The 26,092-nt window shown below is 66.3% G+C and carries 22 protein-coding genes; 13 read left to right on the forward strand and 9 right to left on the reverse strand.

Annotated elements, in window-relative coordinates:
* Positions 1–4: 4 nt before the first annotated feature.
* Complete coding sequence (gene dkgB / locus Q9246_RS10025; protein WP_306397405.1) at positions 5–805, reverse strand: 2,5-didehydrogluconate reductase DkgB; 801 nt, start codon at positions 803–805, stop codon at positions 5–7.
* Between the two features lie 20 nt (positions 806–825).
* The gene (locus Q9246_RS10030; RefSeq protein ID WP_306397406.1) at positions 826–2,031 is read right to left on the reverse strand and encodes an MFS transporter; all 1,206 of its coding nucleotides are present in this window, start codon (positions 2,029–2,031) and stop codon (positions 826–828) included.
* 122 nt (positions 2,032–2,153) lie between these two features.
* On the opposite strand from Q9246_RS10030, the gene Q9246_RS10035 reads away from it, so the two are divergent.
* On the forward strand, positions 2,154–3,050 hold the full coding sequence (locus tag Q9246_RS10035) for a LysR family transcriptional regulator (RefSeq protein ID WP_306397407.1): 897 nt from the start codon (positions 2,154–2,156) through the stop codon (positions 3,048–3,050).
* 3 nt (positions 3,051–3,053) lie between these two features.
* Here Q9246_RS10035 and Q9246_RS10040 read toward each other — a convergent pair whose 3' ends face one another.
* Positions 3,054–5,561: a TonB-dependent receptor plug domain-containing protein gene (locus Q9246_RS10040; protein ID WP_306397408.1), complete on the reverse strand. Its 2,508-nt coding sequence runs from the start codon at positions 5,559–5,561 to the stop codon at positions 3,054–3,056.
* A gap of 251 nt (positions 5,562–5,812) precedes the next feature.
* Here Q9246_RS10040 and Q9246_RS10045 point away from each other — a divergent pair, with 251 nt between their 5' ends.
* On the forward strand, positions 5,813–6,403 hold the full coding sequence (locus Q9246_RS10045; protein WP_306397409.1) for a DUF3592 domain-containing protein: 591 nt from the start codon (positions 5,813–5,815) through the stop codon (positions 6,401–6,403).
* On the forward strand, positions 6,400–7,290 hold the full coding sequence (locus tag Q9246_RS10050; protein WP_306397410.1) for an alpha/beta fold hydrolase: 891 nt from the start codon (positions 6,400–6,402) through the stop codon (positions 7,288–7,290). The genes Q9246_RS10045 and Q9246_RS10050 overlap by 4 nt, the downstream gene beginning before the upstream one ends.
* A gap of 111 nt (positions 7,291–7,401) precedes the next feature.
* On the opposite strand, the gene Q9246_RS10055 is transcribed toward Q9246_RS10050, so the two are convergent.
* Together Q9246_RS10055 and Q9246_RS10060 are read right to left on the reverse strand one after the other, a co-directional pair.
* A complete protein-coding gene (locus Q9246_RS10055) occupies positions 7,402–8,784 on the reverse strand; it encodes an ATP-binding protein (RefSeq protein ID WP_306397411.1) in 1,383 nt (460 codons plus the stop codon).
* Positions 8,777–9,436: a response regulator transcription factor gene (locus Q9246_RS10060; protein ID WP_306397412.1), complete on the reverse strand. Its 660-nt coding sequence runs from the start codon at positions 9,434–9,436 to the stop codon at positions 8,777–8,779. The genes Q9246_RS10055 and Q9246_RS10060 overlap by 8 nt, the downstream gene beginning before the upstream one ends.
* A gap of 161 nt (positions 9,437–9,597) precedes the next feature.
* On the opposite strand from Q9246_RS10060, the gene Q9246_RS10065 reads away from it, so the two are divergent.
* The 4 genes from Q9246_RS10065 (at position 9,598) to Q9246_RS10080 (ending at position 17,255) form a co-directional block, all read left to right on the forward strand.
* The gene (locus Q9246_RS10065) at positions 9,598–12,459 is read left to right on the forward strand and encodes a TonB-dependent receptor (RefSeq protein WP_306397413.1); all 2,862 of its coding nucleotides are present in this window, start codon (positions 9,598–9,600) and stop codon (positions 12,457–12,459) included.
* Positions 12,460–12,476: 17 nt separating this feature from the next.
* Positions 12,477–13,868: an alpha-amylase family glycosyl hydrolase gene (locus Q9246_RS10070; RefSeq protein WP_306397414.1), complete on the forward strand. Its 1,392-nt coding sequence runs from the start codon at positions 12,477–12,479 to the stop codon at positions 13,866–13,868.
* 12 nt (positions 13,869–13,880) lie between these two features.
* Positions 13,881–15,938: a glycoside hydrolase family 97 protein gene (locus Q9246_RS10075; RefSeq protein WP_306397415.1), complete on the forward strand. Its 2,058-nt coding sequence runs from the start codon at positions 13,881–13,883 to the stop codon at positions 15,936–15,938.
* Positions 15,939–16,043: 105 nt separating this feature from the next.
* On the forward strand, positions 16,044–17,255 hold the full coding sequence (locus Q9246_RS10080; RefSeq protein ID WP_306397416.1) for an MFS transporter: 1,212 nt from the start codon (positions 16,044–16,046) through the stop codon (positions 17,253–17,255).
* A gap of 6 nt (positions 17,256–17,261) precedes the next feature.
* On the opposite strand, the gene Q9246_RS10085 is transcribed toward Q9246_RS10080, so the two are convergent.
* The 3 genes from Q9246_RS10085 to Q9246_RS10095 form a co-directional block, all read right to left on the reverse strand.
* The gene (locus Q9246_RS10085) at positions 17,262–17,906 is read right to left on the reverse strand and encodes a DUF1648 domain-containing protein (RefSeq protein WP_306397417.1); all 645 of its coding nucleotides are present in this window, start codon (positions 17,904–17,906) and stop codon (positions 17,262–17,264) included.
* The gene (locus Q9246_RS10090) at positions 17,903–18,190 is read right to left on the reverse strand and encodes an autorepressor SdpR family transcription factor (protein ID WP_306397418.1); all 288 of its coding nucleotides are present in this window, start codon (positions 18,188–18,190) and stop codon (positions 17,903–17,905) included. Before Q9246_RS10090 ends, Q9246_RS10085 begins: the two co-directional genes overlap by 4 nt.
* Positions 18,191–18,265: 75 nt before the next feature.
* A complete protein-coding gene (locus tag Q9246_RS10095; protein ID WP_306397419.1) occupies positions 18,266–18,658 on the reverse strand; it encodes a hypothetical protein in 393 nt (130 codons plus the stop codon).
* 210 nt (positions 18,659–18,868) lie between these two features.
* Between Q9246_RS10095 and Q9246_RS10100 the strand changes: the two genes are divergently transcribed.
* Positions 18,869–19,654 carry an N-acyl amino acid synthase FeeM domain-containing protein gene (locus Q9246_RS10100; protein WP_306397420.1) on the forward strand — a complete coding sequence of 262 codons (786 nt, stop codon included), beginning with the start codon at positions 18,869–18,871 and terminating at the stop codon, positions 19,652–19,654.
* A 190-nt stretch (positions 19,655–19,844) separates the two neighbouring features.
* Complete coding sequence (locus tag Q9246_RS10105; RefSeq protein WP_306397421.1) at positions 19,845–22,784, forward strand: putative bifunctional diguanylate cyclase/phosphodiesterase; 2,940 nt, start codon at positions 19,845–19,847, stop codon at positions 22,782–22,784.
* Between the two features lie 11 nt (positions 22,785–22,795).
* Here the strand turns inward: Q9246_RS10105 and Q9246_RS10110 are convergent, their stop codons facing one another.
* Positions 22,796–23,188: a DUF4124 domain-containing protein gene (locus tag Q9246_RS10110; RefSeq protein WP_306397422.1), complete on the reverse strand. Its 393-nt coding sequence runs from the start codon at positions 23,186–23,188 to the stop codon at positions 22,796–22,798.
* Between the two features lie 135 nt (positions 23,189–23,323).
* Between Q9246_RS10110 and Q9246_RS10115 the strand changes: the two genes are divergently transcribed.
* The 4 genes from Q9246_RS10115 to Q9246_RS10130 all read left to right on the forward strand — a co-directional run bounded on the left by Q9246_RS10115 (position 23,324) and on the right by Q9246_RS10130 (position 26,057).
* Positions 23,324–23,965: a helix-turn-helix transcriptional regulator gene (locus Q9246_RS10115; protein WP_306397423.1), complete on the forward strand. Its 642-nt coding sequence runs from the start codon at positions 23,324–23,326 to the stop codon at positions 23,963–23,965.
* 30 nt (positions 23,966–23,995) lie between these two features.
* Positions 23,996–24,988, forward strand: coding sequence for a 2-hydroxyacid dehydrogenase (locus Q9246_RS10120; protein ID WP_306397424.1), 993 nt, complete (start codon positions 23,996–23,998; stop codon positions 24,986–24,988).
* 89 nt (positions 24,989–25,077) lie between these two features.
* Positions 25,078–25,530, forward strand: coding sequence for a hypothetical protein (locus Q9246_RS10125; RefSeq protein ID WP_306397425.1), 453 nt, complete (start codon positions 25,078–25,080; stop codon positions 25,528–25,530).
* Positions 25,527–26,057, forward strand: coding sequence for a hypothetical protein (locus Q9246_RS10130; protein ID WP_306397426.1), 531 nt, complete (start codon positions 25,527–25,529; stop codon positions 26,055–26,057). Before Q9246_RS10125 ends, Q9246_RS10130 begins: the two co-directional genes overlap by 4 nt.
* Positions 26,058–26,092 lie beyond the last annotated feature (35 nt).

The raw sequence follows: 26,092 nt of genomic DNA on the forward strand, positions 1-26,092 counted from the left end.
TCCCTCAGTCCCAGGCTGGGGCGAAGTCGGGGCTGACCAGGCGGCCGCCATTGTCGAGCGCGTCGATGGCGGCGCGCTCATCGAGGGACAGCACGAGTTGTGGCGCTTCCAGGTTGGAGGCCAGGTTGGCGCGCTTCGTCGACGATGGGATCACGGCGTAGCCCTTGGCCAGCAGCCAGGCCAGCGTCACCTGGGCTGGCGTGGCCCCATGTCGGCGCGCGATCTCGCCGATCACGGGATCGCCCAGCACCTTGCCATAAGCCAGCGGCATGTAGGCCGTGATGTGGATGCCGGCGCCGCGGGCAAACTCCGCCACCGTGCGGTTCTGCAGGTAGGGATGCAGTTCGACCTGGTTGGTGGCGATGTTCGCCGCGCCGACGCTTTGAATCGCCTCGCGCATCAGCGCCACCGGGAAGTTCGAGATGCCGATCGCGTCCGTCAGGCCGGCGTCGCGCGCCGCCAGCAAGGCCTGCATCGATTCGGCCACCGGTACGGCGGCGCCGGGCGACGGCCAGTGGATCAGGGTCAGGTCGACCTGTTCCACCCGCAGCTTGCGCAGGCTGTCCTTCAGGCTGGCGGTCAGCCGGTCGGCGGCCAGGTGCTCGGTCCAGATCTTGGTGGTCAAATAGACCTCGCGCCGGGCGACGTTCGACTCGGCGAGCGCCTGGCCAACCTCCGCTTCGTTGCCGTAGATCTGGGCGGTATCGATGTGGCGATAGCCCAGTGCGAGGCCGGTGGCGACCGAGTCGATGGCGGCCTGGCCTTGCAGGCGGAAGGTTCCGAGACCGAGTTGTGGCATGTTCATATGGTGTCCTTTCGTAAAAATCAGTGGGTGGCGACGGCGCCGCGCACGGCCGCCTTGGCCGGCACGCCATCGCGCCGGTCGAGCCAGCCCGCGAGCGTCGTGAGCAGCAGGGCGCCGACCACCACCAGGGCGCCGATCCACGGCGTGGCCATCAGGCCGAGTTTGGCGACGATCAGGCCGCCGCCCCAGGCACCCAGCGCGATGCCGACGTTGAAAGCGGCGATGTTCAGGCCCGAGGCGACGTCCACCGCCCGCGGCGCATCCACCTCGGCGCGCTGCACCACATACACCTGCAGGCCGGGCACGTTGCCGAAGGCGACCGCACCCCAGGCCAGTACCGTGAGCAGCACCAGCGGTTTGCTGGGCGCGGTGAAGGTCAACACCAGCAGCACCAAGGCCAGCAGCGCGAACACGATCTGCAGCGCGCGCACCGGACCGTGGCGGTCGGCCAGCTTGCCGCCCCAGATATTCCCGGCCGCGACCGAGACGCCGTACACCAGCATCACCAGGCCGACGGTGGACGCCGCGAAGCCCGAGACTTCCTGCAGCACCGGCGCCAGGTAAGTAAAGGCGATGAAGCTGCCGCCGTAGCCGAGCGTGGTGATGGCGTACACCAGCAGCAGGCGCGGTTTTTTCAGTACCGCGAGCTGGGTCAGCAGGTTCGACGGCTTGCTGCCGGCGATATCCGCCGGCACCAGGATCGCGCTGCCGACGATCGCGATCACGCCCAGCAGCGACACCGCCAGGAAGGTGGCCTGCCAGCCGAAGTGCTGGCCGATGAAGGTCCCGAGCGGCACGCCGGTGACCAGGGCCACGGTGAGACCGGTAAACATCAGCGCGATGGCGCTGGCGGCTTTCTCTTTCGGCACCAGGCTGGTGGCGATGGTCGAACCGATCGAGAAGAACACCCCGTGCGCCAGGCCGGTGAGGACGCGTGCGGCCATCAGGGCCTCGTAGTTCGGCGCCATCCAGGCCACCAGGTTACCGAGGGTGAACAGGACCATGAGGGCGAGCAGCAGCTGCTTGCGCGGTACCTTGCCGGTCAGCGCCGTGAGCACCGGCGCGCCGATGGCGACCCCCAGCGCGTACAGGCTGACCAGGAGGCCGGCCGATGGCACCGACACATCCAGGCTGGCGGCGATGGTGGGGATCAGGCCGACGATCACGAATTCGGTCGTCCCGATGGCGAAGGCGCTCAATGCGAGCGCCCAGAGTGCGAGTGGCATACGATTCTCCTTGTTGTTGCCGTATGAATGCGGTGGAGTCCAAGACAGGCAAGCAGTGTGCCGTGCCTCGGCGCAAGGAAAAAGTGGCCGCTGTACAATGGACTTTTGAGCTGGAGTCATCAATGATCGATGTCGATGCCTTGATTGTATTTGTCGCCGTCATAGATTCCGGCTCGTTCTCGGCTGCTGCCGAGCGCCTGGGGCAGACGCCCTCAGGAGTGTCACGCACCATCTCGCGGCTCGAGGATGGCCTCGGCATGACGCTGATGCACCGCACGACGCGGCGCCTGCAACTGACCGAGGAGGGCGCCTGGCTGCTCGAGCGGGCGCGCGCCATCCTGCGCGACCTGGCCAATACCGAGGCCGAGGCGCAAGCGCGCCGTTCGCAGCCTTCGGGTCTGGTGCGGGTCAACGCGTCGACGCCCGCCTTCGACCATTTATTGGCGCCCCTGCTGCCCGACTTCCTGGAAGCCTATCCGCTGGTGCAACTGGAACTGACCAGCGGCGAAACCTATGTCGACCTGATCGAGGAAAGGGCCGACCTGGCGATCCGCATCGGCGCGCTGCCCGATTCGACGCTCAATGCGCGGCGCCTGGGCACCGGCCGGCTGCGGGTGGTGGCGGCGCCTTCCTACATCGAACGTCATGGCGTGCCGCGTGAGCCGGCCGAACTGGCCCAGCACCGCACCGTGGGTTTCACCGCGCCGGCGTCGCTCAATACCTGGCCGCTGCTGCACGCCGGCGGCGACGGCTACACGGTCACGCCGCAGGTGCTGGCATCGAGCGGCGAGACGGTGCGCCACCTGGTCCTGCATGGCGCGGGTATCGGGTCGATGGGCGAGTTTTTGGTGCGCTCCGACGTGGAGGCGGGAAGGCTGGTGCCGGTGCTGGAAGAGCACACCCTGCCGTGGACCCAGCCAGTGTGGGCCGTGTTCTACAAGCAGGGCGCCCTGGCGCCGCGGGTGGCGGCGCTGGTGGACTTCCTCGCCCGCAGGCTGGGCGAGGTGCTGGAACGATAATCGTCAGAACGCGTAGGTGGCGCGGCCGTAGATATACCGTCCCGAACGGCCGAACGGCGCATAGGTCGAGAACGGCATATTGCTGGTGGTGTTGATCGCCGGCGGCAGCGTCTCGGGATATTGGTCGAAGACGTTGTCCGCGCCCAGCGCCAGGGTCAGCTTGGGCGTGACGGCGAAACGTCCTTCCAGGTCGACCACGGTCTTGGCGCCGAGCTCGAAGTCGAAGGCCGCCGTGGTGCCCGGCGACAGCACCTCGCCGTAGCGGGTGGCGCGCAGGGTCGCGCCCCATGGGCCCAGCTTCCAGTTGACGTTTGCGCTGATCTTGTTCTTCGGCTGGCCCTTCTCGAGCGACAGCACGTTCACACGGTCGAACAGCACCGGCGCCGGGCTCAGGTTCGATAGTTGCGCGGTGACCGGCACCTTGGTCACTTCGGTGTCGGTGTAGTTGCCGGCCAGCGTGAAGTCGAAGCGGCCCGCTGCCCCCGCGTTATGCGCCCAGTTGATCACCACGTCCACGCCCTTGGTCGTGGTGTCCACGCCATTGATGAAGAAGCGCCCGCCGCCCACGCCGATGAAGCCCTGGCTGGCAATGTAGTCGCGCACATTGGCTTGCGTGAGGTTCTCGGACAGGATGATGCGGTCGTCGATGTCGATGCGGTAGGCGTCGACCGTCACGCTCACGGCGCCCAGGCGCAGCACGGCGCCGAGCGAGGCGTTCACCGATTCCTCGGCGTCGAGCGGCTTGGCGCCCAGCGCCACGGCCACCGGGTCGGACGGCTTGAAGGTGGTGATCTCGTAGGGGACGCCGTTGATGAAGTTGGTGGACGTCGCGGTGAAGTTCTGCTGCTGCGGCGACGGCGCCCGGAAACCGTTCTGGATCGCGCCGCGCAGTGCGAACGACTTGGTGAAGTCGTAGCGCAGCGCCAGCTTGCCGGCCACGCTGTTGCCGAAGTCCGAATATTTTTCGGCGCGCACCGCCGCCGAGGCCAGCAGTTCGGGCGTGATATTCGCCTCCAGGTCGACGAAGGCGCCGACCGCATTGCGATGGGCGTCGACTTCGTTGGCGGGACGGAAGCCCGGGAACACCTGGGCGCCCGGCGCGGCCGGCGTCCCGTTGGGCAGCACTTCGCCGCCATAGCTCCACGACTGCTCCTCGCCGGCGAACAGCTCATAGCCTTCGCGCCGCGCCTCGACCCCCACCGCCACGTTCAGCGGCGACGACAGCGAAGCCAGCTCGATGCTGCGCACGCCGGTCAGGTTGAACACCGCCTGGTCGTACGAATAACCGCCGGCATAGAACTCGGTCTTGCTGGTCGGGCCCAGCGAGCGGTTCAGGGTGTTCTCGATGGTGTACTCCATCTTGTTCTTGCCGTAGCCGAGCGAGGCGTCCATATCCCATTGGCCGGCTTGCCAGGTCACGCCGCCCGTCATCGAGAAATCCTTGACGGTCGGCGAGATCAGCGGCAGGAAGCCGTCCGGATAGATCGACGGGATGTTGCGCGCATCCTGCGGCGGGCGGAAGTAGCCGCCCGAGGTGGCGTCGCGGTCCTGGTAGCTGGCCCACCCATACACCTTGACGCCGCCGCCCAGGTCATTGCCGGCGTTGGCGAACAGGGTGGATTGCTCGAGTTCCGGCTCACCGGTCCAGGCATTGAAGCGGTTGATGGTGTTCTCACGCGGGTCGAAGCCGCCGTTCACGCGCGGGTACTGCTGGCGCATATCGTAGCCGGTGCGTTCGGTGCGGTGCTGGTCGCGGTATTCGGCGGCCAGGGTCAGGAAGCCCGATTCGCCCAGCGCCAGGCCTTTCCACAGGCTGACGGTGGCGGTCTGGCCGTCGGTGCGCTTGCGCGAATCCGGGCCGGACCAGGTAGCGCCCGCCGGGGCCACGTCGTTCCACAAGTCGTATTCGGTCTTGCGAGCGCCATAGGTCACGCTCGCTTCGCCGCCATCGCGGTCGGTGCGCAGGCGCATATTGACCACGCCCGAAATGGCGTCGGAACCATATTGCGCCGCGGCGCCGTCGCGCAGCACCTCGACCGATTTCACGATCGCGGTCGGGATGGTATTCAGGTCGACCGCCGCCGAACCGCGGCCGATCGAGCCGTTCACGTTCACCAGCGAGGACGCATGGCGGCGCTTGGAGTTGATCAGCACCAGGGTCTGGTCGGGCGCCATGCCGCGCAGGGTGGCGGGGCGGATGGTATCGGTACCGTCGGTGATCGAAGGCCGCGGGAAGTTCAGCGAGGGCAGGGCCAGCGACAGCGCCTGGTTCATCTCGGTGCTGCCGGCATTCTTGAGGGTGTCGGCCGCGATGATGTCGACCGGTGCGGCGGTGTCGAGCGCGGTGCGGTTGGCGACCCGGGTGCCGGTGACCACCACGGTGGCGGCATTGCTTGCCGTCTCCGCTGGGGTTGCGGCCTGTGGCGTGGCTTCCTGGGCGTGGGCGAACCCCGCGCACAGCGTGGCGATGGCAAGTGCGAGTGCTGTCTTTTCCGTCCTGGCTTTCTGCATGGTGCTGATTCCTTTTTTGTTCTACGGCGGTGGTCCTGGGAAAGGGCGAGGTGTTGTCCTCCAGTTCATACTGCGCAGCACGATGCAGAGTGTCAATTCGTTAAAACCGCTCAATGCGTCTTTACAACAATTGTCGAAATGTCAGGTTCTTGTAAGCACGCGCGTGTGATTAAGCGGTGGGCATAAAATGGGCATCGGCGCACCTAGCAGCCCGGCCTGCAGCGCCGAGGCCCGTGCTACAGTAGCCATCCATGAGCACGCAGCCACACACCGAACCCGCCATCCCGCACGATCCCCAGTTTCAGGTGCTCCTGGGCTGGTTCCTGATCGCGCTCGCGCTGCCGCTGGCGATCTGGATGGCGCTGCGCATCCACGACAAGTTCGATGCGCGGTCCTGGCCGAAGACCAGCGCCGAAGTCACCAGGAGCGAGTTGTACAAGCGCGGCGGCCGGTCGACCAGCTGGTGCATCAAGATGGCCTACCGCTATCAGGTCGATGGCCGCCAGTTCGAATCGGCCCGCAGCGCCACGTCGCGCATGACCGATGCCGGCTGCGACCCATCGCGCGCCGTCATCCAGGCGCGCTTCGAGAACCGCCAGCCTGGGGACCGGATCACGATCCGCCATCATCCGCGCAAGCCCGAGCGCGCGATTGCCTACGTCGATGGACTCGATTTCCCCGATTTCTTCCTCCCGGCGGTTGCGCTCGGCACGTTCGCGGTGGGCGTGCATTCCATCCGCTACGGCGCACGGTTGCGCGTCGAGCAGGCCTTGCTGGCCGCCGACCGCCGCGCGCGCATGCGCCGCGCCGCGCGCGAACAGAACGTGAAAGAGATACCATGACGCCGCTATTCTCCGGTTTCCGTTCCCTGCAGGTGCAGGTAGCCCCGTCGATCACGATCAATGCCGTCACTGGCGGCTCCGGCCCGCCGCTGCTCCTGCTGCACGGCCACCCGCAAACCCACGCCATCTGGCACAAGGTGGCCCCGCGCCTGGCCGAACGCTTCACGCTGGTGGCCTGCGACCTGCGTGGCTATGGCGACTCTTCGAAGCCCGCGGGCGAGCTTGATCACGCCAACTACAGCAAGCGCACGATGGCGGCCGACGTGCTGGCCGTGATGCGCGCGCTGTGCTTCGAGACCTTCAGGGTGCTGGCCCACGACCGCGGCGCGCGTGTCGCGCACCGGTTGGCGCTGGATCATCCGCAGGCGATCGAGAGGCTGGCCTTGCTGGACATCGCGCCGACGCTGGCGATGTACGAACAGACGTCGGAAGCATTCGCGCGCGCCTACTGGCACTGGTTCTTCCTGATCCAGCCGGCGCCGCTGCCCGAGCGCCTGATCGAGGCCGACCCCGCCGCCTACGCGCGCGACGTGATGGGCAAGCGCAGCGCCGGCCTGGCGCCGTTCGATCCGCGCGCGCTCGCTGAATACCAGCGCTGCCTGGCCCTGCCGGGCGCGGCCCACGGCATCTGCGAGGATTACCGCGCCGCCGCCGGCATCGACCTGGAACACGACCGGATCGATCGTGATGCGGGACGCCGGCTGGCGATGCCGCTGCTGGCGCTATGGGGCGAACAGGGCGTGGTGGGCCGCTGCTTCGATCCGCTCGCGGAGTGGAAGCGGGTCGCGGACGACGTGCATGGCGGGGCGCTGCCCTGCGGGCACTACATCGCCGAAGAGGCGCCGGAGGCGTTGCTGGAACGCGTGCTGCCGTTTCTCGCGGGCTGACGATCTTCACTCTCGGCCTGCGCCTCCCGCACGTCGTTCCCGCGCAGGCGGGAACCCAAGTGTGCTTGCGCTATCGATACGACGTGCCGGGGGCGCGGGCCGATCACATGATCACGCCGCGGCGCCGGCGAACTCGATGGTCGCCGTCAGGCCGCGGCCACCTTCGCCATCCGACAGCACGATGATGCCGCCATTGCGCGCCGCGCCGCGTTCGGCGATCGCCAGTCCCAGGCCGCTGCCTGACTGCTCCTGTCCCGGCACCCGGTAGAAGCGCTCGAAGGCCCGGTCGCGCAACTCCGGCGCGATGCCCGGCCCCTGGTCGCCGATCGCCAGGCGATAGATGTGGCCGATGCGCGTCAGGCGCACGGCGATGCGGCCATCCTGCGGCGAATACTTGATCGCATTGCTGATCAGGTTATCGACCGCCGAGGCCATGCTTTCCAGGTGCAGCGGCACGCTGCCGTCGGCGTCGGCGTGGAACTCGATCTCGATATTGCGCTGCACCGCCAGGTGGGCCGCCGCCGCCACCCGGTCGCGCACGAATTCGGCGACGTCGGTCTGCGGGCGCGGATGGTCGACCTGCGGCTCGGCGCGCGCCCGCTCCAGCGCCAGCAACTGGTGCACCGTGTGGGTGGCGCGCGCGACGCCGCTTCTCAGGCCGGCCGCCGGTTCGGCGCAGCGCTCGGCCATCTCGTTGCCTGCGCGGCTGAGCAGCACGTGGGCGTTGATCTGGATCGCCGCCAGCGGCGTCTTGAGTTCGTGCGCGGCATCGGTCAGGAACTCGTGTTCGTGTTCGATGCGCTGGGACAGGCGCGCCATCAGGCCGTTGATCGCGTCCACCAGCGGCGAGAGTTCGCGGTAGGGCGAATCGGGCAGCGGGGTCAGGTCGCCGTCGGAGCGCTGGGCGATGTTTGACGCGATCGTGCGTAGCGGACGCAGGCCGATGCCGACGATCAGCCAGGCGGGAATCAGGAGCAGCGGCAGACTGAAGATGGTCGAGGACAGCAGGAATCCGACGCCGCCGATCGAGAACATCCATTCGTCGTCGACTTCGTGCCTGCGCTCGACCACGATGCCCTGGAGCGCGTCGTGCGCTTCCCAACGTACCCAGGCATAGGCAGCGCGGGTGGCGACTTCCGGCAGCCGGTCCGGCAGCTCTGGCGCCGAGTTGTAGACCAGGCGGCCGTGCAGCCAGACGCGCACCCGCACATGCGAGTGGTAATCCAGTTCCCGGAACATGCGCACCCGATTTGCCTCGATCTCCTCCAGGACCGGCAGCATGCGCTGCACATTCGGCCCGACATCCGACAGGTGGCCCAGGATATTGGCGGTGTGCGCCTTGTTCTCGCTGAAAGTGCGGCTGCGCTGGGTGGCCTTGGCCTCGAGGAATACCCACGCCAGTCCGATCACCGCGACGCCCAGGATCACACCCGCGAAGCTGAACATCAGGCGCTGGAACAGCGACGACTGCCTGCTGGCGAGCCGGCTAAGCATCCTGCTGCACCATGTAGCCGACGCCGCGCACGGTGCGGATCACGCCTTCGCCGATCTTCTTGCGCAGGTTGAAGATGTGGACGTCCAGGGTCTGGCTCTGGCCGCTTTGGCCATCCGCGGCGGGCAGCGCGCGTCGTTCCAGCTCGACCCGCGTCAAGACCCGGTTGGCCTGCTTCATGAGGGTCAGCAGCAGCGCGAACTCGGTCTTCGACAAGGTCACCGGCTGGCCGCCGCGCGTCACCGCCATGCGGTTCTCGTCGAGCACGATGTCGCCAGCCGTCCACAGGTTTTCTTCCAGCGTGCCGTGGGCGCGGCGCACGATGGCGCGCAGCCGCACCAGCAGTTCGGGAATCTCGAACGGCTTGATCAGGTAGTCGTCGGCGCCCAGGTCGAAGCCCTTCAGGCGGTCCTGCAGGCTGTCGCGCGCGCTGATGATCAATACCGGCAGGCGCACGCCGTCGGCGCGCAGCATACGCAGCAGGTCGTTGCCGTCGCCGTCGGGCAGGCCGAGGTCGAGCACCACCGCGTCGAACGCTTCGTCGCGGATGCGGGTCCCGGCATCGGCCGCCAGGCGCAGCCAGACGGCCGTGTGGCCCTCGTCCTGGAATACCGACAACAACGCCTGGCCGATGGCGAGATCGTCTTCGATCATGAGAATTTTCATGGCGCGAGTTTACCAGTGTGGCGCGGCGCCGGCGTGGCGATCAATCTTCAGATTCGCTTCAGCCGCCGCGTTGACCTCGCCCGCGTGTTATTGGACCATCGCACCCAACCAGCATCAAGCTGGATTAAAACAACATCAGGAGACAGACAATGACGACACGTCGGGATGGCGCGCGGCGCCAGGCTTTCCAGTTGCATCCGGTTGCAGGGGCTTGCGCCCTGTTGATGATGATGGCGGCGCCGCTGCACGCGCAGGAAGCCGGCGCCCAGGACCCTGAAGACGCCGTCCGTCCGGCGGCCACGGTGACCGGCGAAGCCCCGATCGCCACCGTCAACGTGTCCGGCATCCGGCGCGGCATCGAGGCGGCCATCGAGATCAAGCGCAACGCCACCTCGATCGTCGAAGCGGTATCCGCCGAGGACATCGGCAAGCTGCCCGACACCACCGTCGCCCAGTCGATTTCGCGCCTGTCGGGCGTGACCACCCAGCGCAGCAAGATCAACGGCAAGGCGACCGAAGTCAGCGTGCGCGGCATGTCGCCGACCTTCAACGGCTCGCTGCTCAACGGCCGCGAGCAAGCCTCCACCAGCGACGCGCGCAGCCCCGAATTCGACCTGTTCCCGTCCGAACTGACCGGCAGCGTGCTGGTCTACAAGACGCCGGACGCGAGCCTGATCGGCCAGGGCCTGGCCTCGACCATCGACCTGCGCACCCTGCGCCCGCTCGACTTCGGCAAGCGCATGTTCGCGGCCAATGCGCGCAAGGAACGCATCGGCTTCGGTTCCGGCTCGGATCTCGGCTCGGGCCACCGCAAGACGCTGACCTATGTCGACCAGTTCTTCGGCCGCAAGCTGGGCCTGTCGGTCGGCCTGACCTCGTTCAAGCAGGACAACGGCGGCGAGCTGAAATTCGACAGCTGGGGCGCCAACACTGCCGACATCGACTACAACGGCCAGACCGTCAAGGCCATCAACGGCTTCATGGCCGAGACCTCGCGCCGCAAGGCCGAACGCGACGGCGCCTCGGTCACCCTGCAGTTCCGCCCCAACGACAAGTTCCGCTCGACGGCCGACCTGTTCTACTCGCGCGGCGAGGAAGCGACCAAGAAGACCGGCCTCGAAGGCGCCATCGTCGGCGGCACCGGCATCTACGACCCGAACGCCGTGCTGACCGACGCCACCATCGAGAACGGCATCGTCACCGCCGGCACCTTCAGCAACTACAAGGGCGACGTGCGCAACCACATGTTCTCGAACAAGGACCGGCTGCTGTCGGTCGGCGTGAACAACGAGCTCAAGGTGGGCGAATGGCGCATCGTGAACGACCTGTCGTACTCGAAGGGCACCAAGCGCATCAGCAACTTCGAGACCATCGCCGGCCAGCCGGGCAATACGCCCGAAAGCCAGCTCGGCTCGATCAGCTACAGCGGCTTCAATGGCACCAACTACAATAGCGTGCGCTTCACGCCGAGCCTCGATTATTCGGACCGCAACGTGGCGCTGCTGACCGACGTCGCCGGCTGGGGCGGCGGCCCGCTGTCGCCGCAGGCCGGCTACGTGGCCCTGCCGACCATCGACGACAAGGTGCAGGCGGCGCGCCTGTCGGCCGAACGCGATGTCGAATGGGGGCCGCTGGCCGCCGTGCGCTTCGGCGTCAACTTCACCAAGCGCGACAAATCGCGCCTGGGCGAGGAAGGCCGCCTGTCGATCCGCGGCGGCGACGGCTACGCCACGGCGCCGATTCCCGGCGCCGGCATCGACTATGCCGGCCCGACCGGCATCCCGGTCGCGTCCTTCGACCCGACCGGCAGCCTGGGCACGATCTACGACATGAACCGCTGGGTCGACGCCACCGTGCTGGCGCGCGACTGGACGGTGGGCGAGAAGGTCACCACCGCCTACCTGATGGGCGAACTCGATGGCACCCTGGGACGGGTGCCGTACAGCGGCAATATCGGCGTGCAGGTGGTCGATACCCGCCAGCGCGCCAGCGGCAACCAGGTCGACCTGGCCAACTGCACCGGCATCACCACCGACACCTGCCCGGCCGTGGTCAAGACCGGCGGCATCGACTACACCAAGGTGCTGCCAAGCCTGAACCTGACCTTCGACCTCGGCAACGACCAGCTGCTGCGCCTGGGCGCCGGCAAGCAGGTCTCGCGCGCCAACCTGGACAACCTCAAGGCCAGCATGAACTTCGGCCTGCAGAGCGCCACCGCCGACGACCCGGCGCTGACCGGCTTCGCCGGCAATCCGGAACTCAAGCCGTATGAAGCGCGCGCGCTCGACCTGTCGTACGAAAAATACTTCGGCAAGAAGGGGTATGTCAGCGCGGCGGTGTTCTACAAGAAGCTCGACAACTACGTGATCAACGCACCGCAGATGTTCGACTTCGCCCAGTACACCAGCCCGAGCACGCCGCTGCCGACCACCGGCCAGTACGCCGGCTCGACGATCGGCTTCCTGACCATGCCGCAGAACGGGCAGGGCGGCATCATGCGCGGCATCGAGCTGTCGGCCAACCTGCCGTTCGGCCTGGTGGTGAACGCGCTCGACGGCTTCGGCATGCAGGTCAACCATTCGCATACCGATTCCTCGGTGCGCCTGCCGACCAGCGCCTTCGTCACCGGCAGCAATGCGCCGGTGTTCAATGGTGCGGTCGACGAGATCGGGCTGCCTGGCCTGTCGCGCAACGTCACCAGCCTGCGCCTGTACTACGAGAAGCACGGCCTGCAGGTGTCGCTGGCGGCCTATCGCCGCTCGAGCTTCATCGGCCAGATCCTGGACTACCGCAGCGAATCGCAGTTCACCTTCATCAAGGGCGAGACGATTGCCGATGCCCAGGTCTCCTACGATTTCCAGGGTGGCATGCTTCAGGGCTGGTCGGTGTTCCTGCAAGGGCATAACCTGACCAACGAACCGTTCCGCGAGTACACCAGCGATCCGAAGGTGTTCACGAACACCGTCAACTTCGGCCGCACCTACTCGGCGGGTCTCAACTACAAGTTCTGACCATGAATGGATTGCCCATGAAGCCCACATTCGTCCACATGTTTGCAGCGCTGTCGCTGCTGGCTGCTGCCCCGGCGGCGCTGGCGGCGCCCGTCGCCGATCCGTATCAGCCGCAAGAGTACGTCCAGTTCCAGCACGCCGACTGGACGAAGAACGCCAGCATCTACCAGATCAACACGCGCCAGTTCACGCAGGAGGGCACGTTCAGGGCCGCCACCCTCCAGCTGCCGCGCCTGAAGGAGCTGGGTGTCGACATCCTGTGGCTGATGCCGATCCACCCGATCGGCGAAGTCAAGCGCAAGGGTTCCCTGGGCAGTCCGTACGCGGTGCGCGACTTCCGCGCCGTGAACCCCGAACTGGGCACGCTGACCGACCTGAAGGCATTCGTGGGCCGGGCCCACGCACTGGGCCTGCGCGTGATCATCGACTGGGTCGGCAACCATACCTCGTGGGACAACGTCCTGATGACGCAGCACCCGGACTGGTACGCGAAGGGGCCGGATGGCAAGCCGCAGCCGACGCCCTGGTTCAACTGGGACGACATCATCGACCTCGACTACGGCAAGCCGGAACTGCGCCGCTACATGACGGACGCAATGAAATACTGGGTGCAGGAAGCCGGCATCGATGGCTACCGGGTCGATGCCGCCGGCCTGGTGCCGCAGGACTTCTGGGACCATGCCAGCCGCGAGCTGCGCGCCATCAAGCCGGTGTTCATGCTGGCCGAGTGGGAGAGCCGCGACATGCACCGCGAGGCTTTCGACGCCAGCTATGCCTGGACCTGGTGGGAAGCGCTGCACGATATCGCGCGCGGCCGTTCCGACGCCACCCGCCTGCATGCCTACTACGCCTGGAACAATAAGTTCTATCCGCGCCAGGCCTATCGCATGCTGTACACGACGAACCACGACAAGAACGCCTGGGACGGCACCGAGTTCGAGGCCTTCGGCCCGGCGGTCGACGCGGCCATCGTGTTCAGCTTCGTCAGCGAAGGCATCCCGATGATCTACAACGGCCAGGAAGCAGGCAACACGAAGCGCCTGGCCTTCTTCGAGCGCGACCCGATCGCGTGGAAGGACTCGCCCTATACGGCGTTCTACAAGAAGCTGATCGCGCTCAAGAAGGGCAATACGGCGCTGTGGAACGGCGAATTCGGCGCCCGGATGGTGCAGGTGCCGAACAACGTTCCGCAGCAGGTCCTGAGCTTCGTGCGTGCCAACGACAAGGACAAGGTGTTCGTCGCATTGAACCTGTCGGACAAGCCGGCCAGGGCCACCTTCGAGAATAAGCTGCAACCCGCGCTGCACCACGGCGCTTACCGCGATTTCGCCACCGGCGCAAAGGTGGACGTGGGCGCGTCGACCAATTTTGAAATGGCACCGTGGAGTTACCGCGTGCTGGTGAAGTAAACAAGGAGAGATATGGTTTCCAGATTCATGAATGTCAGCCTGGCCACGCATTGCTGCGTGGTGCTGGGCATGGTGGTGAGCAGCAGCGCTTTTGCTGCCGAGGCGATGAGCGCGAGCGTGGAGTCGCCGGGCAAGGTGCTGAACGTGTCGGTGCAGGTCGCGCCGGACGGGCGCCTGTCGTACCAGGTCGAGCGCAAGGGCCAGCCGGTGATCGCGCCGTCGCGCCTGGGCTTCGTGCTGGGCAGCGACAAGCCGCTGGATTCGGGTTTCAAGATCGAACGCCAGGTCGTCACCGACCATGACAGCAGCTGGGAACAACCGTGGGGCGAGCGCCGCACGGTGCGCAACAACTACCGCCAGATGCGGGTCGATGTGAAAAAGAACGACGGCCGCCGCCTGGCGATCGTGTTCCGCGTGTACGACGACGGCCTGGGCTTCTGCTACGAGTTCCCCAAGCTGCCGAACAACCGTGCGACCCACATCGCCGACGAGCTGACCGAATTCGTGGTGGCCCAGCCGGCCACCGCCTGGTGGCAGCAGGCGGGCGAAGTCTGGGCCCTCGAATACCCGATCCAGAAGTCGCCATTGCGCGAAGTCGGCATGGCCAACACCCCGATGACGGTGCGCATGGAGAACGGCACCCACATCGCCTTCCACGAAGCGGCCCTGGTCGACTATGCCTCGATGTGGCTGCGCCGGGTCGAAGGCCAGCGCCTGCGCGCCCACCTCACGCCATCGGCCACCGGCAATCCTGTCGTGCGCACCGGCGCCTTCACCACCCCGTGGCGCACGATGCAGATCGCGGACGACGCGGCGGGCCTCTACATGTCGGACCTGGTGCTGAACCTGAACGAGCCGAACAAGCTGGGCGACGTTTCCTGGGTCAAGCCGTCGAAGTACGTCGGCGTGTGGTGGGACATGCACCTCGAGACCAAGTCGTGGGCCTCGGGGCCGAAGCATGGCGCCACCACCGAGTACACCAAGCGCTACATCGACTTCGCGGCCAAGCACGGCTTCCGTGGCGTGCTGGTCGAGGGCTGGAACCCGGGCTGGGACAGCGACTGGGCCGGCAATGGCCTGGACATGGACTTCACCCGTGCACACCCGAGCTTCGACATCGCCGCCGTGACGGCGTACGGCAAGCAGAAGGGCGTGCACCTGATCGGCCACCACGAGACGGGCGGCAACGTCGCCCACTACGAGAAGCAGATGGACGCGGCCTTCAAGCTGTATGCGAAACACGGCGTGGACAGCATCAAGACCGGCTACGTGACCGATGGCGGCGCGGCCCAGTTCATGGGCAAGAACGGCAAGGTCCATTTCGGCTACACCGACTCGCAAGAGGGCGTGCGCCATTACCAGAAAGTGGTCGAGGAGGCGGCGCGCTACAGGATCGCGATCAACACCCATGAGCCGGTGAAGGACACCGGCCTGCGCCGCACCTACCCGAACTGGATCTCGCGCGAAGGCGCACGCGGCGTCGAGTACAACGCCTGGGGCAATCCGGTCAACAGCGTCGAGCACGAGGCCAACCTGGTGTTCACCCGCATGCTGAGCGGCCCGCTGGACTACACGCCGGGCATCCTGAGCCTGGAAGGCAAGGACAAGCGGCCATTCAACTCGACCCAGGCCAAGCAACTGGCCAACTTCGTGGTGATCTATTCGCCGGTGCAGATGGCGGCCGACCTGATCGAGCACTACGAGCGCTATCCGGGCCCGTTCCAGTTCATCAAGGACGTCCCGGCCGACTGGGAAGACACCCGCGTGCCGCATGGTGCGGTGGGCGAATACGTGACCATCGTGCGCAAGGACCGCAATTCCGATGCCTGGTACGTCGGTTCGGTCACCGACGCCAACAAGCGCATGCTGGACCTGAAGCTGGACTTCCTGGATGCCGGCAAGACTTATGTGGCCGAGATCTACCGCGACGGAGACAACGCCGACTACCGCGACGACAAGCGCCGTTTCGACATCGCGATCGAGAAGCGCAACGTGACCAGTGCCGACACCATCAAGATGGTGCTGGCGCCCGGTGGCGGACAGGCGATTCGCCTGGCGCCGGTGAAGTAAGCCGTTGCATGGGCCGGAATCCTCTCCGGCCCATGCACGTTCGGCCAAATTGGCATATGCTGCTGGATTGTCCATACTGCTGGCGCAATCCGGTCACGCTGTTCCATGTCCACACCATCGTCTTCCCCTACCACGATCGCCCCCGCCGCTTCCGGCACCGTGATGCAGATCCTGTTCTCGGTCGCCTTCGTCCATCTGCTCAACGACTGCGTGCAGGCGGTGCTGCCGTCGATCTACCCGCTCCTGAAGCATGAATTCGACCTGAGCTTCACCCAGGTCGGCCTGATCACGCTGACCTTCCAGTGCACCGCCTCGCTGCTGCAGCCCTGGATCGGCCTGTACACCGACAAGCGCCCGATTCCCTTCCTTCTGCCGGTCGGGATGTGCGTGACCCTGATGGGCGTGGGCCTGCTGGCCTGGGCCAACAGCTTCCCGATGCTGCTGACCGCGGCGGCGATGATCGGCGTCGGTTCCTCGACCTTCCACCCCGAGGCCTCGCGCGTGGCGCGCCTGGCGTCCGGTGGCCGCTTCGGCTTCGCGCAATCGCTGTTCCAGGTCGGCGGCAACGCCGGTTCGGCGCTCGGGCCATTGCTGGCGGCTGCCATCGTGGTCGGGCGCGGGCAGGGCGAGATCGCCTGGTTCATGCTGCTGGTGCTGGTCGCGGTGGCGGTGCTGGTGGGCGTGAGCCGCTGGTACAGCAACCACCTGATGACCATGATCAAGAAGGCCGCGCAGCACGCCGGCCCGGAGCTGCCGCGCAAGAAGGTGATCCAGGCGCTGGTGGTGCTGGCGCTGCTGGTATTCTCCAAGTACATTTACATGGCCAGCCTGCAGAGCTATTACACTTTCTTTTTGATCGACAAATTCCACCTGCCGGTCGGCACCGCCCAGCTGTACCTGTTCCTGTTCCTGGCCTCGGTGGCGGTAGGCACCTTCGCCGGCGGCCCGATCGGCGACAGGATCGGCCGCAAGCGCGTGATCTGGTTCTCGATCCTGGGCGCGGCGCCGTTCACCATCGCGCTGCCGTATGCGAACCTGTTCTGGACCGGCGTGCTGTCGGTCGTGATCGGGCTGGTGATGTCGTCGGCGTTTTCGGCCATCGTGGTCTTTGCCCAGGAACTGGTGCCGGGCAAGGTCGGCCTGATCTCGGGCATCTTCTTCGGCCTGATGTTCGGCATCAGCGGCGTGGGCGCGGCGGCCATGGGCCATATCGCTGACATCCACGGCATCGAGCAGGTGTACCGCATCGCGTCCTTCCTGCCGCTGCTGGGCATCATGGCGGCGCTGCTGCCGAAGATCGAGGGGGCGCGGCGCTAACCCCGTTCACAGCGCGCCGCGCCGTTCCAGGCGCTTGTAGTACAGCAGCGACCACGCGGCCGGCAGCAGGGCGGAGCCGACCAGGACGGCGATCGCCCAGCCGGCTGGCGCGCGCAGCAGCAGCATCAGCAGGGCCAGGGCGGCGCCCGCCACCATCGAACGCGCGGCCATCCGGTGCGTGGCGTACCAGACCCGCCCGTTGGCCAGTGCCCACGGCGTGCGCACCCCGAACCAGAAATTGCGGCGCACCTTGCCCATCACATTGCCGGTGAAGGCGAACAGCAGCGCCAGGCCGGCCAGCGCGGCGCGGCCGATGTCCACCCCGCCCGCATGGGCCGACCAGGCGTGCAGGCACTGCATGTAGCCGAGGAAGGCGACCACCATCACGCCGCCCTGCCACCAGGTGGGCGCGAAGGCGTCGATCGTGAAGCGCTGCGGCGACAGCGACGGCAGCGCGATCCAGGCGGCGATCGCCGCCAGCATCAAGCCGCTGTAGGCGAAGATCGCCATGCGCGGGCTGAAGCCGTCGGCCACGCCGTCGGCGTTCCAGTGAGTCGGGATCGATTCTGGCAGGGCGGGATACAGCCAGGCGCAGAAGGCAAACGCCGCCAGGGTCAGCAGGGCGGATAGCAGCAGGAACCGTTTCTTCATTTTTTCTCTCCTTGTTTGCCTTGCGCGAGGTCGACGGTCCAGGCCAGCACGTCTTCGAGCACGGTCGTGTTCAGCGCATACCAGATGGTCTGGCCTTCGCGCCGGCTGGTGATCAAACCAGCCGCCTTCAGGACCGAGAAATGGTGCGACATGGTCGGCTTGGTCATGTCGAAATGCGCCGCCACCTCGCCCGCATTCATCTCTTCATGCCGCAGCAGGCGCAGGATCTCGCGCCGGGTCGGGTCGGCGATGGCCTTGAAGACGTCGTTGAGCGGGACGGACATTCGATAAGTATCTAATTAGATGAATGTCTAAATACTAGGGCTGCGCCGATCCGCTGTCAAGCCGGCAGCGGCGTGTCAGTCGTTGGCGATGCGGGTCATCGTGATCGTGTAGCGCTGTTCCTTGCCGTCGGCGGTCCAGCGCTGGCGCGCTTCCAGCGTCATGTCGTCGATACGGTGCCAGGAAAAATGGCTGGGGGCGTTGACCGGGTCGAAGCTGGCGCTGTCGCCGTCGATGCCGGCCGCGCGCCAGGTGAACTCGCCCCATTGCGAGACGACTTCGCCATCCTTGAGCGTGATGGTGCTGCCGTCGGTGTGTTCGCTGAAAGTGGCGTCGGTGAAGCGGCGCGAGCGGAATACCGACGGTTCGGGACGATCGTATTCTTCGTAGAACGGCGTACCGTCGGGGGCTTCGCCTTTCCAGCGGCCTTCAAGGAACTGGAGTCGGGCGAAATCGTCAGCATTGAACATGGCTTCTCCTGTGGGGGGGACCATCGATGTCGAGTACGCCCTAAACACGCTGCCGTAAACCCGACTATTTTGTCATTACATCACGTCTTTACGCAAAATCAAATAGAGGGCTAAAAGCACGCCTGCTCATCAGTTAGATTTTTCATGAGCGGATTGATAATTTGATCCAGACCAACCCTGTTTCAAACCAATCAACCCAGGAGTACCGCCATGGAGCTGTTCCCAGCAGCTGTGTTCAACCCCTCGAAAGCGTCCCGCCCGCGCACCGCGCGTGCCCCCGCCGCTGGAGGCGCGATCGAGCGTTTGCCGTTCACCGTCCGCCGGGTGGAAACCGAAGCGGATCTTCTCAAGGCCGTGCGCATCCGCCACGCCGCCTATGCCCGCCACGTCCCCGATTTCGCCCGCAGCCTGGCGCAGCCAGAAGCCGCCGACTATGACGCCGACACCATCGTCCTGCTGGCCGAATCCAAGCTCGACGGCACCCCGATCGGCAGCACCCGCATCCGCACCAATCTGTACCGCCCGTTGGGCGTGGAAGAGTCGATCGTCCTGCCCGACTGGTTGCAGGGCAAGCGCCTGGTCGAAGCCACCCGCCTCGGCATCGACGAGGGCCGCGTGGGCCGCATGGTCAAGATTGCCCTCGTCAAGGCTTGCTTCATGTATTGCGAAGACAACGCCATCGACTATTCGGTAGCAACCGGCCGGCCGCCGGTGGACAAGCAATACCAGCAACTGATGTTCGTCGACGTGTTCCCGGAGGAGGGCCTGGTGCCGCTGCGCCACGTGGGCAATATTCCGCACCGCGTCATGGCATTCGAGATCGCCACCTTCCAGCAGCGCTGGGCCGAGGCGCGCCATCCGATGCTGAACTTCTTCTTCAACACCCACCATCCGGACATCGACATCGGTCCGGCAGCACCGCCGCCATCGCTGGCGCTGCCGGGGCGGATCGCAACGCCGGCCGCGCGCAGCCGGAGCGAACTGGCTTTCGCCTGAGTCGCGGGTCGGCGAGAAGCGGAACGGGACCTTGGGCGGGTCGCGTTCCGTGTGTCGTCCATGCAAAAACGTTGTGTGATGGCCCCTGATGGCCCATTAATTGCATGACGGCACTAGCGTAAAGCTGTATCCTTGCGCTTTAATGACCGCCGTTTTTTTGCGCCGTGTTAAAGCACTACCAAGAGTGTCCATGCCCAACCTCAAACATCGGCTCCCTGCAACGCTGCCGGCCGCGTTCCACGCGGCGGTCGAGCTGGTACTGAAGATTTTTTCCTACTACCTGATCCCGGTCGGGATCGGCATTGTCTCGCTGATCGCGCTGGTGTTCTGGCATGACGAATACCGCACCAGCGGCGACGTGCCGCTGGCGATGCACGTCACGGTCGACCAGGCCGCGGCGCTGGCCCCGGTCGACGCGCTGGCGCTCGCGCGCGCCACGCCGCTGGGCAACGGCCATGATACCCACCTGTCCGAAGCCCCGGTCTGGTTCGCCTTCGAACCCATGCCGCGCGCCGGCGAGCAGGTGATCGAATTCCCGTCGCGCCACGCGCTCGACATCGCCTGCTGGGATGCGGCCGACCTGGCCCCGCTCGGCGCCGCCACCCGCAGCACCGCCGACGGCGCGCTGACGTCCGACAAGGCCGGCTTCGCGATGCGCCTGGCGCCGCTGCCGCGCCAGCTGCTGTGCCGCGCCACCTTCTCGGGCCCGGCGCGCCTGTCGGTGCTGCAATGGCCGGCCGAGCAGTACGCCTTGTCGGTCAAGCAATATCACCGCAAATCGGGCCTGCTCGACGGCGGCATGATCGTGCTGGCCCTGTTCATCCTGATCACGGCCCTGATCAACCGCCAGCCGGTGTATGTGCTGTTCGCCGGCTGGCTGATCCTGAACCTGCGCATGGGCGCGCTGTCGGCCGGCTGGGACATCCAGTGGCTGGGCCAGACCGTGCCGTCCGAATGGCTGCTGCGCAGCCGCGCCGTGACGATCACGCTGTACGGCATCGCCACCCTGACCCTGTACCAGGCGCTGCTGAAGGAACACCTGGCCGAGATGCGCTACCTGCTGCCGATGCGCGTGATGCAGTGGTTGTGCATGCCGATGCTGGCCGCCGCCATGCTGCTGCCGTACGGCATGTACCTGCCGCTGCTGTGGGGCATCCTGGTGTGCTGCTTCTCCCTGATGACGGTTGGCCTGTTCAAGATCATCGTGGAATCGCGCACCCGGGTCGCGGCCTGGTTCGCGGCCTCGTTCGCGGTGACTTTCCTGGCCTCGCTGGCCGAAGTCCTGTCGGCCGCGCTCGGCATGCGCGAGCTACTGGGCGTGATCAACAGCGTCACCGCCGCGCTCGCGTCAAGCCTGCTGGCGGCGCTGGCCGTGGCCGAGCAGATGCGCATGGAAACCGAGAAGCGCCTGGAAGCCCAGGAAGAACTCGAACACGCCTACCAGGCGATGCCGGTCGGCCTGTTTACCCTGGACATGTATGGGCATTTCCTGAGCGTCAATCCGGCGCTGCAGAAGATGCTGGGCATGAGCGGCTTCGTGCCTGGCCGCACCGCCTGGCGCCAGTTCTTCACCGAGGCCAGCTGGGCCAACCTGCACGAGCAGGTGCATGCCAAGGCCGAGGCCGAGATGGAACTGGCAAGCCGCGACGGCAACCAGCGCTTCCTGGTCAGCGCGACGCTGGCGCGCTCGCGCATCGAGGGCGTGCTGCAGGACACCACCGAAAAACACAAGGCCACCGAGCAGCTGCGTTTCATGGCCAATAACGATCCGCTGACCAAGGTCTACAACCGGCGCGGCATCGAGCGCGAATTTTCCAGCGCGGCCGCCAGCCTGGCCCTGGGCCGGCCGATGGCGCTGGCCTACGTCGACCTCGACCGTTTTAAACTGATCAACGACCTGTTCGGCCATGCGGCGGGCGACGAAGTGCTCAAGCAGGTGTGCGAGCGGATGGCCACGATGCTGGCCGGCGGCCAGCAGATCGGCCGCGTGGGCGGCGACGAATTCGTGATCGTGATGCCCGAGACGGCGATCCCGCTGGCCTCGATCATCTGCCGCGGCATCGTCGACCGCCTCGGCAACACACCGTACCGGGTGGGCGACAAGGCCTTCCACGTGCGCGCCTCGGTCGGCCTGATCGAGGTGGTGCCGGGCATGCCGATGAAGGATGCGGTGTCGACCTCGGACCGCGCCTGCCGCGAAGCCAAGACCGGCCTGGGCGATGGCCTGGTGGTGTACGAGCGCGGCGCCGACGCCTTCCGCCAGCGCGCCGCCGAACTGGACCTGGTCGAGCGCCTGTCCGGCCCCAACGCCACCGACAACCTGCTGCTCGAGATGCAGCCGATCATGTCGCTGCGCGCGCCGCAGGAATCGCTCAATTTCGAGGTGCTGCTGCGCATGCGCGAGCCGGACGGGCGCGTGGTGCCGGCCGGCGCCGTGATCGCCGCCGCCGAAAAGAGCGGCCGCGCCAGCATGATCGACCGCTGGGTGCTCACCTCGACCCTGGCCTGGATCGCCGAGCATGCCGAAGACCTGGTCAATACCCGTTTTGTTTGCATGAACCTGTCGGGGGCCTCGCTCAACGACGAGCGCTTCGTGCAGGACACCTTCGACATCCTCGGCCGCTACGTGCACGTGGCCAGCCGCCTGTGCCTGGAAATCACCGAGAGCGTGGCGCTGCACGACCTGGACAACACGCGCCGCTTCATCGACCAGGTGCGCAGCTTCGGCGTCAAGGTCGCGCTGGACGACTTCGGCGCCGGCTATACCTCGTTCTCGTATCTGAAGGAACTACCGGCCGACGTGCTGAAAATCGACGGCAACTTCATCGTCAACATCAATGCCCATCCGGCCAATGTGGCGATCGTCGAGGCCATCGTCAGCCTGGCGGTGAACCTGGGCATGAAGACGATCGCCGAGTGGGCCGAGGACGCGGCCACCGTGCAGACCTTGCACGAGATCGGCGTCGACTATGTGCAGGGCTATGTGGTGGCGCGCTCGATGCCGCCCGAGCGCCTGCTGGGCGGGCGTTCGAGCGCGGGCTTCATCCAGGATGAAGCCTTGCTGGACTTGCTGCGCGAACTCGAAAATCCACCGGCGCCGCACCTGGCCAGCGTGACCAGGCTGCACTGAGCTGGCTGGCCTTATTCGAGACCGGCCAGTGTTTCCCTGCTGCCGCCCACGTCGCCGATCAGGAATTGCGCGCGCGCCGCCTTGAGGGTGGCGACGTCGCTCGACAGCGGTTCGGCCTTGACCCGCGGCATCGGCACGGCCCGGCGCTGCAGCGCATCCGGCGGCGGCAGCGCGTCGTGGCGGGCGACCAGCGGGTAGGGCGCTGGCGCCAGGCGGGTCACGCCCTCGTTCGACGGCATGCTGGCCATGCGCACGGTGGCGGCGCCGGCTTCGCAGGGGCGGTCGGTGAGGGTGACGCGGCCGGCGCCGTCGACGCACTTGACGATCACGGCTTGGGACAAGGCGCTCGGCGCGGCTACCGCAGCGGCGGCCAGCAGGCAAATGTGGCTCAGGTGACGCTTCATGGTTGGCTCCTGGACGGATCCGTATTCAGGAATTTCATTGTCTTCCTTGCATCACTACGCTTCTGTTCGCCACTTCACGTGGCGCTGTAGGCGCAAGCGCCGTCGTTTTTTACAGAAGCGCCAGTCTTGGATAAAATGTCCAGCATGACCAAGCCATTGCCCAGCAAGGAAGAATCCGCGCTCATCGAGCAGGTCCGGCACATCGCCGAGGGCCTGGCCCAGACCTTCGCCCCGTTCTGCGAGGTCGTGGTGCACGACCTGCGCGATCCCGGCCAGGCGGTGCTGGCGATCCACAACAACCTGTCCAGCCGCGCGGCGGGCGATCCGGCCACCGAGCTGGGCCTGGCGCGCATCGCCGACAGCGCCTATCCGCAAGTCGTCGCCAACTACCCGAACCAGTTCCCGGACGGCCGCCCGGCCAAGAGCACTTCGATCGGCATCAAGGATGCCGACGGAAACTACGTGGCGGCGCTGTGCCTGAACGTCGACCTGACGCTGTTCCGTTCGATGCAGGGCATCCTCGAACAGTTCAATGCCGTGGGCGCGGCGGCGGTGGGGGAATCGCTGGATCCGGCCAACGCCGACGCCATCCGGCGCCGCATCGACGCCTACGCGGCGCGGCTGGCATCCTCGCCCCAGCTGCTCAAGGCGCACGAGCGGCGCGCGCTGATGCGCGAGCTCAAGGACGGCGGCTTCCTGGAAGTGCGGCGCGCGATGGAGGTGGCGGCGGCGCATCTCGGTATTTCGCGGGCGACGGCCTATAACGACATCAAGTAGGATCGGATCCTTCCACTTCGGAGAACCGCCGTGAAGACCGCCGTATTCAGTGCGCGCCGCTACGACAGGACCATGCTGGCCCAGGCAAATGCGGGCGCCGGCCATGAGCTGCGTTTTCTCGAAGACCGCTTGAGCGCCGCGACGGCGGTCCTGGCCGAGGGCTGCGAGGCGGTCTGCGTCTTCGTGAACGATACGGTCGATGTCGAGGTGCTGGGCATCCTGGCCGGGCAGGGGACGCGGCTGGTGGCGACCCGGTCGACCGGCTACAACCACATCGATGCGAGCGCCGCGCGCCGGCTCGGCGTCGCGGTGGTGCGGGTCACCGATTATTCGCCGAACTCGGTCGCGGAATTCGCGGTCGGCCTGCTGCTGGCGGTGAACCGCAAGATCGCGCGCGCAAGCGTGCGCACGCGCGAAGGCAACTTCGACCTCGACGGCCTGATGGGTTTCGACCTGCACGGCAAGACGGTCGGCGTGATCGGCACCGGCAAGATCGGCACCATCTTTGCCCGCATCATGGCCGGTTTCGGCTGCACCGTGGTTGGATACGACCGTCATCCCAGCGCGGCCTTCGAGGCGCTGGGTGGGCGCTATATCGGCGTCGACGAACTGCTGGCCTGCAGCGACGTGGTGTCGCTGCATTGTCCGCTGCTGGACGAGACCCACCACATCGTCGATGCCGCCGCGCTGGCGCGGGTCAAGCGCGGCTGCGTGCTGGTCAACACCAGCCGCGGCGGCCTGGTCGATACCGAGGCGGCGGTGCAGGCGCTCAAGAGCGGCCAGTTGGGCGGACTGGCGATCGACGTCTACGAGCAGGAGGCGAGCCTGTTCTTCCAGGACCTGTCGTCGACCATCATCACGGACGACGTGATCCAGCGCCTGGTGTCGTTCCCGAACGTGATCGTGACCGGCCACCAGGCCTTTTTCACGGTGGAGGCGATCGGGCAGATCATGCGCACGACCATCGACAGCATCAGCGCTTATGAAGCAGGCGAGGAACTGGTCAACCGGATCCCGGATTGATGCGGGATGAATGAAACTGGCCGTGGGCTGGACAAGGTGGCGCATGGTGCGTTAGGGTTTCCGGCATTGCCAGTGGCCAGGAAATCCAGATGCATGTAGAGCGAGTTCGTTTCGATCGGGTGTTCGATGTCCGGGAGCGCCTGGAGGAGTTCAGTTTCGAGGATGGCGGCAGGCCTGTGTACGGCGTCCGCGCCCTCGGGCTCGGCATACCCCGCGAAGGAGCGATCTACGCCGTTGTCTTCCTCGAGCCGGGCAATTGGGAAACCGTGGTCGGCTGGCGCGATCTGACGACGGCCAGGGTGGAACTCAGGCGAAGCAACTGGACGGTGATCACGCATGCGATGCCTTTCTGGATGCCGCTGGCGCCGGGCGTGATCGCGGTGTCGAACGATCCGGGCGGGTCGAAGGTCTTCGTGACGCTGGCAGGGGCGGTCATGCTGGCGTCGATCGTCCACGGCGCGCGGGGGCTGCTGCGCAACCGCCGGGCCGGCCGTGCGCTGCGGGACGCTGCTTGTTTCACCACTACGGAGATCATGGCATGAACCGACGCGTGGAAGATGTCGCCGACATCGTGCAACTGACCTTCGACCGGGTGTTCGATGTGCAGGGCCGGATGTTCAGTTTTGAAAGCGGCGGCAGGAAGGAATACGGCGTCAGCTTTTCCGACGGTACCGTCCCGCGCGACGGGGCGCGGTATGCGGTGGCGCTGGTGGAAGAGAGTAACTGGCAGAAGGTGATCGGCTGGCGCGATCTCTCCACCCCGAACGTCGTGCTGGCGGAAACGGCCTGGGACGTTGCGCACGAGCAGGCCTGGAGCTTGTACTGGTTCGGGCCGTTCTTCATTTTCGGGGCGCTCCTGTTCCTCGGGATCTGGGCGGCGCTGGCGGTATTGGTCCTGTTCCTGTGGGGGGCGGTGTATTTCGTCCGGCAAGCGCGGGAGCGCAACCGGCTGGTCGACCAGGCGCTCAGGGATGTCCCGCCGGCCGCGCCGCCCGGATCGGGCGGCGATCCGCCGATGTCGGTTCGCACCGTGATCACAGGCATCCTGAGTCTCTATTTCAGGTTCTGACGACGCAAGCGCCAATGGGGCGACGGTTTGACGCG

The sequence above is a fragment of the Telluria beijingensis genome, assembly GCF_030770395.1.
GTDB lineage: Bacteria > Pseudomonadota > Gammaproteobacteria > Burkholderiales > Burkholderiaceae_D > Telluria > Telluria beijingensis.

Bases quoted from the DNA above. Each gene is read 5' to 3' on its own strand.
- dkgB (WP_306397405.1), bottom strand. From the start codon at position 805: ATGAACATGCCACAACTCGGTCTCGGAACCTTCCGCCTGCAAGGCCAG.
- Q9246_RS10030 (WP_306397406.1), bottom strand. From the start codon at position 2,031: ATGCCACTCGCACTCTGGGCGCTCGCATTGAGCGCCTTCGCCATCGGG.
- Q9246_RS10035 (WP_306397407.1), top strand. From the start codon at position 2,154: ATGATCGATGTCGATGCCTTGATTGTATTTGTCGCCGTCATAGATTCC.
- Q9246_RS10040 (WP_306397408.1), bottom strand. From the start codon at position 5,561: ATGCAGAAAGCCAGGACGGAAAAGACAGCACTCGCACTTGCCATCGCC.
- Q9246_RS10045 (WP_306397409.1), top strand. From the start codon at position 5,813: ATGAGCACGCAGCCACACACCGAACCCGCCATCCCGCACGATCCCCAG.
- Q9246_RS10050 (WP_306397410.1), top strand. From the start codon at position 6,400: ATGACGCCGCTATTCTCCGGTTTCCGTTCCCTGCAGGTGCAGGTAGCC.
- Q9246_RS10055 (WP_306397411.1), bottom strand. From the start codon at position 8,784: ATGCTTAGCCGGCTCGCCAGCAGGCAGTCGTCGCTGTTCCAGCGCCTG.
- Q9246_RS10060 (WP_306397412.1), bottom strand. From the start codon at position 9,436: ATGATCGAAGACGATCTCGCCATCGGCCAGGCGTTGTTGTCGGTATTC.
- Q9246_RS10065 (WP_306397413.1), top strand. From the start codon at position 9,598: ATGACGACACGTCGGGATGGCGCGCGGCGCCAGGCTTTCCAGTTGCAT.
- Q9246_RS10070 (WP_306397414.1), top strand. From the start codon at position 12,477: ATGAAGCCCACATTCGTCCACATGTTTGCAGCGCTGTCGCTGCTGGCT.
- Q9246_RS10075 (WP_306397415.1), top strand. From the start codon at position 13,881: ATGGTTTCCAGATTCATGAATGTCAGCCTGGCCACGCATTGCTGCGTG.
- Q9246_RS10080 (WP_306397416.1), top strand. From the start codon at position 16,044: ATGTCCACACCATCGTCTTCCCCTACCACGATCGCCCCCGCCGCTTCC.
- Q9246_RS10085 (WP_306397417.1), bottom strand. From the start codon at position 17,906: ATGAAGAAACGGTTCCTGCTGCTATCCGCCCTGCTGACCCTGGCGGCG.
- Q9246_RS10090 (WP_306397418.1), bottom strand. From the start codon at position 18,190: ATGTCCGTCCCGCTCAACGACGTCTTCAAGGCCATCGCCGACCCGACC.
- Q9246_RS10095 (WP_306397419.1), bottom strand. From the start codon at position 18,658: ATGTTCAATGCTGACGATTTCGCCCGACTCCAGTTCCTTGAAGGCCGC.
- Q9246_RS10100 (WP_306397420.1), top strand. From the start codon at position 18,869: ATGGAGCTGTTCCCAGCAGCTGTGTTCAACCCCTCGAAAGCGTCCCGC.
- Q9246_RS10105 (WP_306397421.1), top strand. From the start codon at position 19,845: ATGCCCAACCTCAAACATCGGCTCCCTGCAACGCTGCCGGCCGCGTTC.
- Q9246_RS10110 (WP_306397422.1), bottom strand. From the start codon at position 23,188: ATGAAGCGTCACCTGAGCCACATTTGCCTGCTGGCCGCCGCTGCGGTA.
- Q9246_RS10115 (WP_306397423.1), top strand. From the start codon at position 23,324: ATGTCCAGCATGACCAAGCCATTGCCCAGCAAGGAAGAATCCGCGCTC.
- Q9246_RS10125 (WP_306397425.1), top strand. From the start codon at position 25,078: ATGCATGTAGAGCGAGTTCGTTTCGATCGGGTGTTCGATGTCCGGGAG.
- Q9246_RS10130 (WP_306397426.1), top strand. From the start codon at position 25,527: ATGAACCGACGCGTGGAAGATGTCGCCGACATCGTGCAACTGACCTTC.